The sequence below is a fragment of the Streptomyces sp. SYSU D01066-1 genome, from assembly GCF_054956795.1.
Genome location: NZ_JBUDHV010000002.1, coordinates 43,599 through 57,185 on the forward strand (window position 1 = coordinate 43,599; position 13,587 = coordinate 57,185).

Genomic DNA, 13,587 nt, shown 5'->3' on the forward strand with positions numbered 1-13,587 from the left:
AGCCCGCGGTCAGAAGCCCAGCCGGCGGAGCTGCTTGGGGTCGCGCTGCCAGTCCTTGGCCACCTTCACGTGCAGGTCGAGGAAGACGGGGGTGCCGAGCAGCGCCTCGATCTGCTTGCGGGACTTGACGCCGACGTCCTTGAGGCGCTTGCCCTTGGGGCCGATGATGATGCCCTTCTGGCTGGGGCGCTCGATGAACACGTTGGCGTGGATGTCCAGGAGCGGCTTGTCGGCGGGGCGGTCCTCGCGGGGCAGCATCTCCTCCACGACGACGGCGATGGAGTGCGGCAGCTCGTCGCGCACGCCCTCCAGCGCGGCCTCCCGGATCAGCTCGGCGACCATGACCTGCTCGGGCTCGTCGGTGAGGTCGCCCTCGGGGTAGAGCGCGGGGCCCTCGGGCAGCAGCGGGACGAGGAGGTCGGCGAGGAGGTCGACCTGCTTGTCGCCGGTGGCCGACACCGGGACGATCTCGGCCCAGGTGATGCCCAGCTCCTGGCCGAGCTGGTCGACGGCGATGAGCTGCTCGGCGAGGGTCTTGCCGTCCACCAGGTCGGTCTTGGTGACGACGGCGACCTTCGGGGTCTTCTTGATGCCGGCGAGTTCCTTGGCGATGAAGCGGTCGCCGGGGCCGAGCTTCTCGTTGGCGGGCAGACAGAAGCCGATCACGTCGACCTCGGCCCACGTGGTGCGCACCACGTCGTTGAGCCGCTCGCCCAGGAGGGTGCGCGGCTTGTGCAGGCCCGGGGTGTCGACCAGGATCAGCTGGGCGTCCGGGCGGTGCACGATGCCCCGCACGGTGTGCCGGGTGGTCTGCGGGCGGTTGGAGGTGATCGCCACCTTCTGCCCGACCAGAGCGTTCGTGAGGGTGGACTTGCCCGCGTTGGGGCGGCCCACGAAACAGGCGAAGCCCGCCCGGTGGGCGGCCTCGGACATTTCCGACGGCTCGGATGACTGACTGCGAACGCTCATGGCGCCCATTGTCCCTGATCCACAGGGCCCCGCCGCACCAGTGCCCCGGCACCCGCGCGGAACGCGCGCGTCCGGGGCCTGACGCCTTCGGGGCCGGAGGTCAGGGGCTCAGGAGTCAGGGGGTCAGGGGGTCAGCCGGCGGTGACCGTCTCCCGGACCTCGCCGTCGACTCCGGCCACCAGCACCGGTGTCCCCGGGCCGCCGAGGTCCCGTACGGCGGCCCGGTCCTCCTCGGAGACGGTCTCCGCGCCGGTCACCACGGCCGCCGCCTCCAGCGAGGTCGCGCCGGAGGCCACCGCCATCGCCACCGCCGTGCGCAGCGCGCTGAGGTTCAGGGAGTCCAGGGCGACGGTGCCGGCCACGTACGTACGGCCGGTCTCGTCGCGCACGGCGGCGCCCTCGGGCACCTGGTTGCGGGCCCGGGCGGAACGGGCCAGGGTGACGATCTTCTGGTCCTCGGGGGCGAGGGGGGCGAGCGCGCTGCTGTCGGTCATGGGGTGAGCATACGAAAGCGTCGTCCGTCGCCGGAGGGACGCCCGAGGGAGGTGACCTCCGCGGCTCCGGCCGCGTGGAGGGGCTCGGCGGTGGTGTCCCCGGCCCGCGGGTGCCGGGCCCGGACGCCGGTTCCGCGCGCCCGCGCGCGGAGCCGGCCGTGTGCGGGCGCGCGCCCAGGGCTCTCAGCGCGGACGTCCTGTCCGGCGCCTTGAGGACGGAGGTGTCGGGGCCGAAGGGGGGTCCTCCCCGGCCGCGTCACGGGAGAGGCGGGACGCGCGCGGGGCGCGCGGGGTCACTCCGGCTCCGCCAGGACCGTCACGATCTTGTTGCGGCGGCCCGCGGCGGCCTCCGCCGTCAGGCGCAGGGTCCGGCCGTCGGGCAGGTCGACGGGGGCCGACGCCCCGGCGATCGGGACCCGGCCCAGCGCCTTGGCGAGCAGGCCGCCGACGGTCTCCACGTCCTCGTCGTCGAACGCCTCCAGGCCGTACAGCTCGCCCAGGTCGCCGATGTCGAGGCGGGCGGTGACCCGGTAGCGGTCCTCGCCGAGCTCCTGGACCGGCGGGAGTTCGCGGTCGTACTCGTCGGTGATCTCGCCGACGATCTCCTCCAGGATGTCCTCGATGGTGACGATGCCGGCGGTGCCGCCGTACTCGTCGATGACGACGGCGACGTGGTTGCGGTCCTTCTGCATGTCGCGCAGCAGGTCGCCGGCGTTCTTGGTGTCGGGCACGAAGTACGCGGGGCGCATCGCCGTCGACACCAGCTCGCTCTCGGCGTCCCGGCTGATGTGCGTCTTGCGGGCCAGGTCCTTCAGGTAGACGATGCCGACGATGTCGTCCTCGCTGTCGCCGGTGACCGGTATGCGGGAGAAACCGGAGCGCAGGGCGAGGGTGAGGGCCTGGCGGATGGTCTTGTAGCGCTCGATGACCACCAGGTCGGTGCGCGGGACCATGACCTCGCGGACCAAGGTGTCGCCCAGCTCGAAGACGGAGTGCACCATGCGGCGCTCCTCGGCCTCGATCAGGGACTCCTTCTCGGCGAGGTCGACCAGGGCGCGCAGCTCCGCCTCGGAGGCGAAGGGGCCCCGGCGGAAGCCCTTGCCGGGGGTGAGCGCGTTGCCGATGAGGATGAGCAGGGGCGGGACCGGGCCCATGATCCTGGCCAGCGGGACCAGGACGTACGCCGCCGCGGTGGCCGTGTTCAGCGGGTGCTGGCGGCCGATGGTGCGCGGCGAGACGCCGACGGCGACGTACGACACCAGCACCATCACGGCGATGGCGATGAGGAGCGCCTCGGTGGTGTTGGTGAACTCGTTGAGACAGCCGTAGGTGACCAGCGCGGCGGCGGCCATCTCGCAGGCGACGCGGACCAGCAGCGCCACGTTGAGGTAGCGGGTGGGGTCGGCGGCGACCTTGGCGAGCTTGGCGCTGCCGCGCCGCCCGGACCGTACGGCCTCCTCGGCGCGGAAGCTGGAGACGCGGGCGAGCCCGGCCTCCGCGCTGGCGGCGAGCCAGGCGACGACGATCAGGGCGACGGCGCCGGCGACGAGCGGCAGGCTCATGAGACGGTCGGGGCCGGGGACGGACCGGTCAGGCCCTTCTCCGCGCGCCAGCCGTCCACGATGGCCGCCTGGAGGCCGAACATCTCGGCCTTCTCGTCCGGTTCCTCGTGGTCGTAGCCGAGCAGGTGCAGCACACCGTGGACGGTGAGCAGTTGCAGCTCCTCGTCCATGGTGTGCCGGGTCTCGGCCTCCTTGCCCTGCTTCTCGGCGACCTCGGGGCAGAGCACGATGTCGCCGAGCAGGCCCTGCGGCGGCTCGTCGTCGTCCTTGGACGGCGGACGCAGCTCGTCCATCGGGAAGGACATGACATCGGTGGGGCCGGGCAGGTCCATCCACTGGATGTGGAGCTGCTCCATGGCGTCGGCGTCCACGACGATCACCGAGAGCTCGGAGAGCGGGTGGATACGCATCCGCGCGAGCGCGTAGCGGGCGATGTCGAGGATCGCCTGCTCGTCGACCTCGGTTCCGGACTCGTTGTTGACGTCGATCGACATGGTCGTGCTGGTCTACTTCCCCTTGGTGCCCTTGGCGCCGGAGGACTTGGCGCGCGGCTTGTGCGCGCCGTTCTCGGTGCCGTGGTCGCTGTCGTACTTCTCGTAGGCGTCGACGATACGGCCCACCAGCTTGTGCCGGACGACGTCCTGGGAGGAGAGCCGGGAGAAGTGGACGTCGTCCACGCCGTCCAGGATGTCCTGGACCTGGCGCAGCCCGGACTTGGTGCCGCCGGGCAGGTCGACCTGGGTCACGTCACCCGTGATCACGATCTTCGAGTCGAAGCCGAGGCGGGTGAGGAACATCTTCATCTGCTCGGGGCTGGTGTTCTGGGCCTCGTCCAGGATGATGAAGGCGTCGTTGAGGGTACGGCCGCGCATGTAGGCCAGCGGCGCCACCTCGATCGTGCCGGCCGCCATCAGCCGGGGGATCGCGTCCGGGTCCATCATGTCGTGCAGGGCGTCGTAGAGCGGGCGCAGGTAGGGGTCGATCTTCTCGTAGAGGGTGCCGGGCAGGAAGCCCAGGCGCTCGCCGGCCTCGACCGCGGGGCGGGTCAGGATGATGCGGTTGACCTGCTTGGACTGGAGGGCCTGGACGGCCTTGGCCATGGCCAGGTAGGTCTTGCCGGTGCCGGCGGGGCCGATGCCGAAGACGACGGTGTGCTTGTCGATGGCGTCGACGTACCGCTTCTGGTTGAGCGTCTTGGGGCGGATGGTGCGGCCTCGCGAGGACAGGATGTTCTGCGTGAGCACCTCGGCCGGGGTCTCCTGGCCGTCGCTCTCCCCGTTCTCGCTCGCCTTGAGCATGGCGATCGAGCGTTCCACTGCGTCCTCCGTCATCGGCTGCCCGGTGCGGAGCACCAGCATCATCTCGTCGAACACGCGCTGGATGAGGGCGACGTCCGCAACGTCGCCGGTCGCGCTGATCTCGTTGCCCCGGACGTGGATGTCGGCCGCCGGGAAGGCCTTCTCGATCACGCGCAGCAAGGAGTCTCCGGACCCCAGGACGGTCACCATGGGGTGCTGGGCGGGGACGGTGAACCGTGCACTCGCCTGCCGCTGCGCGGGGGTGTGAGCTGTGGGTGTCTGAGTCATGGGCCGGCGCTCAAGGCCTGCGGTTCCTCCTCGTCATGGCCGCCCGCTGAGGGCGGCCTCGCGTGTTCCAGGGTACGACGGTGGGCTGACAACACCGTAGGAGTTTTCGTATCACCGCGGTCGCGCACCGCTGGGGGCGCCCGTGGGTGGTCACTGCGGTCGGCGGAAGCCGATCGTGGGGACCGCGCGGCGCAGCGGCCACGGCCGGGCCGCGTGGCAGGGGCCGCCGTCGGGCACGAGGCCGGCCAGGAAGGCGTACCGGGACAGGGCCGCCGGGTCCTGGCCGTCGACCGACCGGACCTCGCGCCACCAGGCGCCGATCTCGGACCAGCCGGGCGCGGACAGGGAGCCGCCGAACTCCTGGACGGAGAGGGCGGCGGTCAGCCCGGCGAAGGCGAGGCGGTCGGCGAGCGGCCAGCCGGCCAGGGTGCCGGTGACGAACCCGGCGACGAAGACGTCCCCCGCGCCGGTCGGGTCGAGGGCCTCCACGGCGATGGCGGGAACCTCGGCGGTCTCCCCCGTGCGCCGGTCCACCGCGTAGGCGCCCTGCGCGCCGAGGGTGACGACGGCCAGCGGTACGTGCTCGGTGAGGGCGTGGGCGGCGGCGCGCGGGCAGTCGGTGCCGGTGTAGCGCATCGCCTCCTCGGCGTTGGGCAGGAACGCCTCGCAGTGCGCCAGGTCGGGCAGGGCGGCCAGGTCCCAGGCGCCGGTGTCGTCCCAGCCGACGTCGGCGAAGACGCGGGTGCCCTGCGCGGCGGCCCGGGCGATCCAGGGGGCGCGGACGCCGGGGGTCAGGGAGGCGACGGCGCCGCGCGCGCGTGGGGGGCGGCCGGGGGCGGGCTGTTCCCCGGCGGGGGCCTCGTGGCCGTGGGAGACCATCGTGCGCTCGCCCTCGTACGCCATGGAGACCGTGACCGGCGAGTGCCAGCCGGGGACGGTGCGGGAGGGGGACAGGTCGATGCCCTCGCCCTGTTCGAGGGCGTCCCAGCAGTAGTCGCCGTAGTGGTCGTCGCCGAAGGCCGCGGCGAGCGAGGTGCGCAGGCCGAGGCGGGCCAGGGCGGTGGCCATGTTGGCGACGCCGCCGGGGCTCGATCCCATCCCGCGGGCCCAGGACTCGGTGCCGCGCACCGGGGCGGAGTCGAGGCCGGTGAAGATGATGTCGAGGAAGACGGTGCCGGTGAGGTAGACGTCGACGGGCGGGTCGCCGGGGGCGCGCAGGGCGGCCAGCGGGTCGGCCGACGGGCCGGCACCCGGGTGCCGGTGGTGCCCCTCTCCGGAGGGCGCGATGGACGCGGTCACGGTGTGCGCTCCCTGACTCGGTGCGGATCAGGCCAGTGTGCACCACCGCGCCGGCCGCCCGTCCGCCGTCGCGGCTGGCACCGGGGCGGACCGGAGTGGACCGGGGCGGACCGGGGCGCTTGGCGCGCGGGCCGGGCGGGGAGCGCCTCTTGTACCCGGTTCCCAGAACCCCAAACCGAAGGGTGATCTACATCACATCGTCTGATTTCGTCGGGGGCTACCCGCTCTTGATACAAATTGCCCGCGCGCTCGTGTCCGTCGACGATCGCCGCCCCTTCTTTCTTCGCAGCTTCCTGACCGCTTCCTTTCGCATGCCCTGGGAACGCCCGTGTTCGCCCGCACCACCCCCTGGCCCCTCGTCGCCCTGTTCACGGCCGGGTACCTCGCCCCGTACCTGCTGCCCACCACCGTCGGCAGACTGGACGCCGGGCTCCCCCTGACCGCCACCCAGGCCGGTGCCGTCGGCAGCGCGCTGCTGCTCGGTTCGGCGTCGGCCGGTTTCCTGCTCGCCTCCCGCGTGGAGCGGGCCGGCGCCCGGACCCTGGCCCGGCTGGGCCTCGCCCTGGCCGCCCTCGGCTACGGCACCGCCGCGCTCACCGCCTCCGTGCCGGCCGTCGTGGCCGGCGCGGTCGTGGGCGGGTTCGGGTCGGGTACGGCGACGACGGTCGCCGCCACCCGGATCGCCGCGGAGAAGGACCCGCACCGGGCGTCCACGCTCGGCCTGCTGTCCGTCTCCGCGCTGGCCGCCGCCGTCTACCTGACCGTCCCGCACCTCGGGTCCGGCCACGGGCTGCCGCTGGCCGCCATAGCGCTGACCGCGCTCGCCGTGTGGCCGCTGACCGGCCGGCTGCCCGGCCCGGCCCGCACCGCGACCGCCGGCCACGAGCGGGCCCCGCTCCCCCGCCGCCGCTCCGGGCTGGTCCTCGCCGGCGCGATGGTGTGCTGGTCGCTCGCGCAGAACTCGCTGTGGGGCGTGAGCAGCCGGATCGGCCTGGAACAGGCGCACCTCGGCGAGGCCGCGCTCGGCGCGGTCCTGGCGGCGGCGCTGGGCGCGGGACTGGTCGGCGTGCTGACCGCCGGGGCGCTCGGCGCCCGGCTGGGGCGCGCGGTGCCGGTGGGCGCCGGGACGGTGCTGATCGCCGGGTGCATCGCGCTGACCGCGTCCGCGACCGGACCGGTGTCCTTCACGGCCGGGGAGATCGCCTGGAACGCGCTCTACCCGGTGGTGCTGTCCTACCTGATCGGCCTCGCCGCCTCGCTCGACCCGCGCGGCCGGTGGGCGGTGCTCATCGGGTCGGCGTCCTCGCTGGGCACGGCGGCCGGGCCGCTGACCGGCGGCGTGCTGTCCGCGCAGGCCGGGTTCGCCGGCATGGGCGTGGTCCTCGGCGCCGGACTGCTGCTGATCGCCGTGCCGATGACGGCCGTGGCCCTGCACACCGGCGGGCGTCCGCTGCTGCCCGGCGCGGTCCGCCGGCGCGGCGGTCACGCGGCCGCCGTGGTCGCCGCGACCACCGGCACGCCGAGCGGGGCGGTGCCGGAGGTCGGGGCGCCGGAGCAGCCGGTGGTGGAGATCGAGGTAGACGGCGCGGCCGCGCCCGTCCGGGGCGACTACGGCACGGCCGGCGAAGCGGTGCGCTGACCCCTACTCGGCCGGGGGGAAGGAGTACGCCTCCACCTCCGCGAGGTACCGCGCCCGCAGCTCCTCGTCGTCCTCCAGGAAGGAGGCGAGGAAGGAGTTGCGGGCCAGTTCCCGCAGCCGGTCCTCGCCGAGGCCCAGGGCGTCCCGTACGGCGTCGAAGTTGTCGCCCGCGTAGCCGCCGAAGTAGGCCGGGTCGTCGGAGTTGACCGTGCACAGCAGCCCGGCGTCGAGCAGGGCGGGCAGCGGGTGGTCGGCGAGGGTGTCGACGGTGCGCAGCCGGACGTTGGACAGGGGGCACAGGGTCAGCGGGACCCGGTCCCGCACCAGGCGTTCCACCAGCGCCGGGTCCTCGGCGCAGCGCAGGCCGTGGTCGATCCGCTCGACGCCGAGCAGGTCCAGGGCCTCGGTGATGTAGGCCGGCGGGCCCTCCTCGCCGGCGTGCGCGACCCGGCGCAGACCGAGCGCCGCGGCCTCGGCGTAGACCTCGCGGAACTTGCCCGGCGGGTGCCCCACCTCGGCGGAGTCCAGGCCGACGCCGGTGATGCGGTCCAGGTAGGGGCGGGCGGCGGTCAGCGTCTGAAGGGCCGCGTCGGCGGGCTGGTCGCGCAGGAAGCACAGGATCAGCCGGGTGGAGACGCCGTGGTTCTCCCGGCTGCGGCCGAGCGCCCGCCACAGCCCCTCGACGACCGTGCCCAGCGGGACGCCCCGGGCGGTGTGCGCCTGCGGGTCGAAGAAGATCTCCGCGTGCCGCACGCCCTGCGCGGCGGCGCGGGCCAGGTAGGCGTCGGCCAGGTCCGCGAAGTCCCGCTCGGTGCGCAGGACCGCCATCAGCTCGTAGTACAGGTTCAGGAAGGACTGGAGGTCGGCGAAGCGGTACGCCTCGCGCAGGGCCCCGGTGTCCGGGTAGCGCAGGGCGACACCGTTGCGGGCGGCCAGCTCGAAGGCCAGCTCCGGCTCCAGGGTGCCTTCGATGTGCAGGTGGAGTTCGGCTTTGGGGAGGGGCATCAGGGAATGATACGGGGACTTTACCGACGTTTCGGAACCGGTACCCGGAGCAGGTCGTACGCCACGGTCAGCTCGCCCTCGTACCCGGCGGCCCGTGCCTGCCGCTCGAACCCCTCCGGGTCGGAGTAGCGCTGGCTGAAGTGGGTGAGGACGAGGTGGCGCACCCCGGCGTCGCGGGCCACGCGGGCCGCCTGCCCGGCGGTGAGGTGGCCGTGCTCGACGGCGAGGGTCTCGTCCTCGTCCAGGAAGGTCGACTCGATGACCAGCAGGTCGCAGCCCTCGGCGAGCGCGTACACGCCGTCGCACAGGCGGGTGTCCATGACGAACGCGAACCGCTGGCCGCGGCGGACCTCGCTGACCTCGTCCAGAAAGACGCCGTTGAGCGAGCCGTCGCGCTGGAGGCGGCCGACGTCGGGGCCCTTGATGCCGTGCGCGGCGAGCCGGTCGGGCAGCATGCGGCGGCCGTCGGGCTCGGTGAGGCGGTAGCCGTAGGACTCGACGGGGTGCGAGAGGCGGTGGGCGTCGAGGGTGTAGGCGGGGGTGCGGGCCAGGACCCCGTCCGTGTCGACCGGGGCCTCGGTGAGGGCGACCGTCTCGCGGTAGGCGGTGGCGTAGCGGAGGCGGTCGAAGAAGCGCTGCCCGGAGCGGGGGTAGTGGGCGGTGACCTCGTGCGGGACACGGTCGAGGTTGATCCGCTGGATCACGCCGGCCAGGCCCAGGCTGTGGTCGCCGTGGAAGTGGGTGACGCAGATCCGGTTCAGGTCGTGCGCGGCGACCCCGGCGCGCAGCATCTGGCGCTGGGTGCCCTCGCCGGGGTCGAACAGGATGCCCTCGGCGTCCCAGCGGAGCAGGTAGCCGTTGTGGTTGCGGTGGCGGGTCGGGACCTGGCTGGCGGTGCCGAGGACGACGAGTTCGCGTACGGACACGGCTTATCCGGGGGGCCACTGGAGGCCGCGGCCGCCGAGGACGTGGGCGTGCGTGTGCCAGACGGTCTGGCCGGCGCCGGCGCCGGTGTTGAAGACGATGCGGTAGCTGTCGAGTTTCTCGTCGTCGGCGACGGCCTGGGTCTCGCGCAGGACGTCGGCGGCGATCTCCGGGGCGCCGGCGGCGAGGGCCGCGGCGTCCTGGTAGTGGGCCTTGGGGATCACCAGGACGTGGGTGGGGGCCTGGGGGTTGATGTCGCGGAAGGCGACGGTCGTCTCCGTCTCGCGGACGATGGTCGCGGGGATCTGACCGGCGACGATCTTGCAGAAGAGGCAGTCTTCCTGGGGTTCCCCTGGCATGTGCGGGTCTCCTTCGGGCGGGTCAGGTCGTGGGGGGGCATCGTATCGTCGCCGGGTGCGGGTCATCGGCGGCCGGTCGCGCGGTCGCCCGGGGTTCTTCCCGCTCAGACCACGAAGAACCCGCGCGGAATCACCTTGCGCAACCGGCCCTCGGAGACCAGCACGCCGACAGCGCGCACGGCCGTCGACTGGCTGATCGCGTGGGAGCGGGCCAGTACGGCGGAACGCGAAGCCGTCTTGCGCCGTCATCGCCGCGTGGACGCCGCGGAGGTGACGACATGAGCGAGCCGAGGACATACCCGGGCGCACCCGTGGAACTCCCGTACCACGAGACCCGGCCGGAGCCCGCGCCTTCCGAAGGATGCGCCGGTTGCCGGGAGTTGGCGAACGTCCGGGAGCGCGCGCGGGCGGTCGGGGACCTGACCACCATCACGGATGCCAATGTCCTGATGCGTCGGCACCCCGAGGGGCACTGAGTGGTCACGGCGAACGACGTGGACGAGCAGCGTGCCCGCTCACCCAGCCCCTCAGGCCGGCAGTCCTGGCGGTGTTTTCGCAGGTGCCGCTTCCAGTGCCTCCAGCGCGATGCGTACCGCCTCGTCCAACTGGGGGTCGCGGCCCGCCGCGTGGTCCTGGGGGCGTTGCTCCACCTCCACGTCCGGGTCGACGCCGTGGTTCTCCACGCCCCACCCGTAGCCCTCCAGCCAGAAGGCGTACTTCGGCTGGGTGACCAGCGTGCCGTCGACCAGCTGGTAGCGGCTGTCGATGCCGATGACGCCGCCCCAGGTGCGGGTGCCGACGACGGGGCCGAGGCCGAGGGCCTTGACCGCGGCGTTGACGATGTCGCCGTCGGAGCCGGAGAACTCGTTGGCGACGGCGACGACCGGGCCGCGCGGGGCGTCCTGCGGGTAGCTGTAGGGCCGCATGCCGCGCGGCACGCCCCAGCCGACGATGCGGCGGGCCAGTTTCTCCACGACCAGCTGGGAGGTGTGGCCGCCGCGGTTCTCCCGGACGTCGACGACCAGGCCCTCGCGGGCCACCTCGACGGCCAGATCGCGGTGGATCTGGGCCCAGCCCGGGGCCTGCATGTCGGGGACGTGGAGGTAGCCGAGCCGGCCGCCGGACAGTTCGTGGACGCGGGCCCGGCGGCCGGCGACCCAGGCGTGGTAGCGCAGGGGTTCCTCGTCGGCGACGGGGACGACCACGACGTGCCGGGCCTCGCCGCCGCCGGCGGGCAGGACGGTCAGCTCGACCGGGGTGCCCGCCGTGCCGACCAGGAGCGGGCCGGGGCCGGTGACCGGGTCGACGGGGCGGCCGGAGACGGCGACGATCGCGTCCCCGGCGCGTACCGCGACGCCGGGTGCGGCGAGCGGGGAGCGGGCCTGCGGGTCGGAGGTCTCCGAGGGCAGCACGTGGTCGACGCGCCAGGTGCCGTCCGCGTGCCGGGAGAGGTCGGCGCCGAGCAGGCCCTGCCGGGGGCCGTGGCCGTGGCCGCCGCGCGGGACGACGTAGGCGTGCGAAGTGCCCAGTTCGCCCTGCACCTCCCAGAGGAGGTCGACCAGGTCGTCGTGGGTGGCGACGCGGTCGAGGAGGGGGCGGTAGCGGTCCAGTACGCCGTCCCAGTCGACGCCGTTCATGTCGGGCCGCCAGAAGTGGTCCCGCATGACGCGGCCGGTCTCCTCGTACATCTGCCGCCACTCGGCCACCGGGTCGACGGTCCCCAGGACGCGGGAGAGGTCGACGGTGACGTTGGTGTCGCTGTCGTCGTCGTTCGAGGCGCGGCGGTCGCTGGGGACGACCTTGAGGCGGCCGTCGGTCCACAGCAGGACGCGCTTGCCGTCGCCGCTGACGGCGAAGCGGTCGGCGTCCGAGGCGAGGTGCTCGACGCGCTGCTGGGCGAGGTCGTAACGCTCCAGCTCGGGGCCCGGGTCGGCGTCGTCCGGGGTGGCCCGGGAGGCGCCCAGGACGCCGGTGACCGGGTGGCGCAGCCACAGCACGCCGTCCTTGGCGGCGCGCAGGCCGGAGTAGCGGGCGGCCTCGACCGGGAAGGGCACGATCCGGTCGGCGAGTCCTTCGAGGTCGACGCGGGTGGTGGGGGCGCCCTCGCTGTCGGGGGTGCCCTCCTTGTCGGAGCTCTCGAAGGGGCGCCCGTGGCGCTGCGGGCCGAACGGCGACGGCGTGGTCGCGGCCAGCGTGATCAGGTGCGGGCGGGTGCCCTCGACGAAGCCCAGGTCGAAGACGTGCTCGTCGTAGACCGGGTCGAAGGAGCGGGTGGACAGGAACGCCAGGTGCTTGCCGTCGAGGGTGAAGGCGGGGGCGTAGTCCTGGAAGCGCAGCGGGGTCGCCTCGGCGACCGTGAGGTCGGTGGTGTTGGCGAGCTTGAGCTGGGACAGGGGGCGGGGGCCGGGGTGGGACCAGGCCAGCCAGGCGGAGTCGGGCGAGAAGACCAGGCCCCGGGCGTCGCCGTCCTCGCTGCGGTCGACCTCGCGGACCTCGCCGGTGGCCCGCTCGACGAGCAGCACCCGGCCGTCGTGGGAGGCGACGGCCGCCTTGCTGCCGTCGGGGGCCATCGCCAGGCCCAGGACGCGGCCCAGCCGTCCGGCGGCCAGGCGGCGCGGGGTGGCGCCGGGCAGCAGGCCGGTGGCGGGCGCGAACTCCAGGGCGTCCTCGCCCTCGGCGTCGGTCACCCACACCGCCCACTGCTCGCCGTCGGCGCGGAAGGCGCGCGGCAGCCGGGCCCGGACGCCGGGGGTGGCGGCCAGCGCGCGGGCGGGTCCGGAGCGGTGGGTGACCCAGTGCACGCCGCCGCGCACGGCGACGGCGCTGCCCCGGCCGGTGTGGTCGGGGCAGGCGGAGCCGAACCAGCGGGCGGCGTCGACCGGGTAGGGCTGCAGGTCGGCGCGCGGGCCGCCGAGCCGTACGTCGAGACGGCGGGGTTCGGCGCCGTCCAGGTCGTCCAGCGTCCACAGCTCACCGGCGCTGGAGTAGACGACCCGGGTGCCGTCGGTGGCCGCGTGCCGGGCGTAGAAGCCCCCGAGGGGGGTGTGGCGGCGCAGGTCGGTGCCGTCGGCGAGGGAGGAGTACACCGCGCCGGTGCCCTCGTGGTCGGAGAGGAACGCGAGCCTCTCCCCCACCCAGAAGGGGTACTCGATGTTGCCGTCGAGGTCCCGGTGCAGCCGTACGAACTCCCCGTCGTCCTCGGCGTCGATCCACAGCTTGCCCGCCGTGCCGCCCCGGTACCGCTTCCACCAGGCGGCCTCGCGGCCCATCGGCGCGGACAGCAGCACGGTGCGCGGGCCGAACGCGACGTCGCCGACCGGGCCGTAGGGCAGGGTCTCGGCGGGGCCGCCGTCCAGCGGGATCGCGCGGGCCCAGGTACGGCGCAGGCTGGCCTGGCCGTAGGTGCTGACGGCCAGCACCCGGCCGTCCGGCAGCCAGCCGCGGACCTGGGTCCTGCCGCCCCAGTACGTCAGCCGCCGGGACGGGCCGCCCTCGGCCGGCGCGACGTGCACCTCGGGGGCGCCGTCCCGGGTGGAGGTCCAGGCGACCGTGGTGCCGTCGGGCGAGATGCGCGGGTGGGTGACGGGGGTGTTGTCGGCGCTGACCCGCCAGGCACGCCCGCCGTCGAGGGGCGCGAGCCACACGTCGTCCTCGGCGGTGAAGGCGGTCAGCTCGCCGTGCGGATGCGGGAACCGGAGGTAGGCAGCAGCTGCGGACTGAGTCACCCCCTCACCCTAAGCAGCGGCGGCG

At 74.0% G+C, this 13,587-nt stretch carries 11 protein-coding genes; 1 reads left to right on the forward strand and 10 read right to left on the reverse strand.

Going from position 1 to position 13,587, the window contains the following annotated elements; all coding sequences use genetic code 11:
- Positions 1 to 9: 9 nt before the first annotated feature.
- From era to ACY1JF_RS02200, 6 genes are all read right to left on the reverse strand, one after another.
- Complete coding sequence (era, locus tag ACY1JF_RS02175; RefSeq protein WP_462703225.1) at positions 10 to 969, reverse strand: GTPase Era; 960 nt, start codon at positions 967 to 969, stop codon at positions 10 to 12.
- A gap of 131 nt (positions 970 to 1,100) precedes the next feature.
- On the reverse strand, positions 1,101 to 1,463 hold the full coding sequence (locus ACY1JF_RS02180; RefSeq protein WP_462703226.1) for a cytidine deaminase: 363 nt from the start codon (positions 1,461 to 1,463) through the stop codon (positions 1,101 to 1,103).
- A gap of 293 nt (positions 1,464 to 1,756) precedes the next feature.
- Complete coding sequence (locus tag ACY1JF_RS02185; RefSeq protein WP_462703227.1) at positions 1,757 to 3,025, reverse strand: hemolysin family protein; 1,269 nt, start codon at positions 3,023 to 3,025, stop codon at positions 1,757 to 1,759.
- Positions 3,022 to 3,519: an rRNA maturation RNase YbeY gene (gene ybeY / locus ACY1JF_RS02190; RefSeq protein ID WP_215169129.1), complete on the reverse strand. Its 498-nt coding sequence runs from the start codon at positions 3,517 to 3,519 to the stop codon at positions 3,022 to 3,024. The genes ACY1JF_RS02185 and ybeY overlap by 4 nt, the downstream gene beginning before the upstream one ends.
- A gap of 12 nt (positions 3,520 to 3,531) precedes the next feature.
- Positions 3,532 to 4,611, reverse strand: coding sequence for a PhoH family protein (locus ACY1JF_RS02195; RefSeq protein WP_462703228.1), 1,080 nt, complete (start codon positions 4,609 to 4,611; stop codon positions 3,532 to 3,534).
- A gap of 150 nt (positions 4,612 to 4,761) precedes the next feature.
- The gene (locus ACY1JF_RS02200; protein ID WP_462703229.1) at positions 4,762 to 5,910 is read right to left on the reverse strand and encodes a carbohydrate kinase family protein; all 1,149 of its coding nucleotides are present in this window, start codon (positions 5,908 to 5,910) and stop codon (positions 4,762 to 4,764) included.
- Between the two features lie 328 nt (positions 5,911 to 6,238).
- Here ACY1JF_RS02200 and ACY1JF_RS02205 point away from each other — a divergent pair, with 328 nt between their 5' ends.
- The gene (locus tag ACY1JF_RS02205) at positions 6,239 to 7,549 is read left to right on the forward strand and encodes an MFS transporter (RefSeq protein WP_462703230.1); all 1,311 of its coding nucleotides are present in this window, start codon (positions 6,239 to 6,241) and stop codon (positions 7,547 to 7,549) included.
- A 3-nt stretch (positions 7,550 to 7,552) separates the two neighbouring features.
- Here the strand turns inward: ACY1JF_RS02205 and ACY1JF_RS02210 are convergent, their stop codons facing one another.
- The 4 genes from ACY1JF_RS02210 to ACY1JF_RS02225 all read right to left on the reverse strand — a co-directional run bounded on the left by ACY1JF_RS02210 (position 7,553) and on the right by ACY1JF_RS02225 (position 13,562).
- On the reverse strand, positions 7,553 to 8,554 hold the full coding sequence (locus ACY1JF_RS02210) for an adenosine deaminase (RefSeq protein ID WP_462703231.1): 1,002 nt from the start codon (positions 8,552 to 8,554) through the stop codon (positions 7,553 to 7,555).
- 20 nt (positions 8,555 to 8,574) lie between these two features.
- Positions 8,575 to 9,480, reverse strand: a complete 906-nt coding sequence (locus tag ACY1JF_RS02215; RefSeq protein ID WP_462703232.1) for a ribonuclease Z — start codon at positions 9,478 to 9,480, stop codon at positions 8,575 to 8,577.
- A 3-nt stretch (positions 9,481 to 9,483) separates the two neighbouring features.
- Positions 9,484 to 9,837 carry a histidine triad nucleotide-binding protein gene (locus tag ACY1JF_RS02220; protein ID WP_462703233.1) on the reverse strand — a complete coding sequence of 118 codons (354 nt, stop codon included), beginning with the start codon at positions 9,835 to 9,837 and terminating at the stop codon, positions 9,484 to 9,486.
- Positions 9,838 to 10,364: 527 nt separating this feature from the next.
- Positions 10,365 to 13,562 carry a S41 family peptidase gene (locus ACY1JF_RS02225; RefSeq protein WP_462703234.1) on the reverse strand — a complete coding sequence of 1,066 codons (3,198 nt, stop codon included), beginning with the start codon at positions 13,560 to 13,562 and terminating at the stop codon, positions 10,365 to 10,367.
- Positions 13,563 to 13,587: the final 25 nt, after the last annotated feature.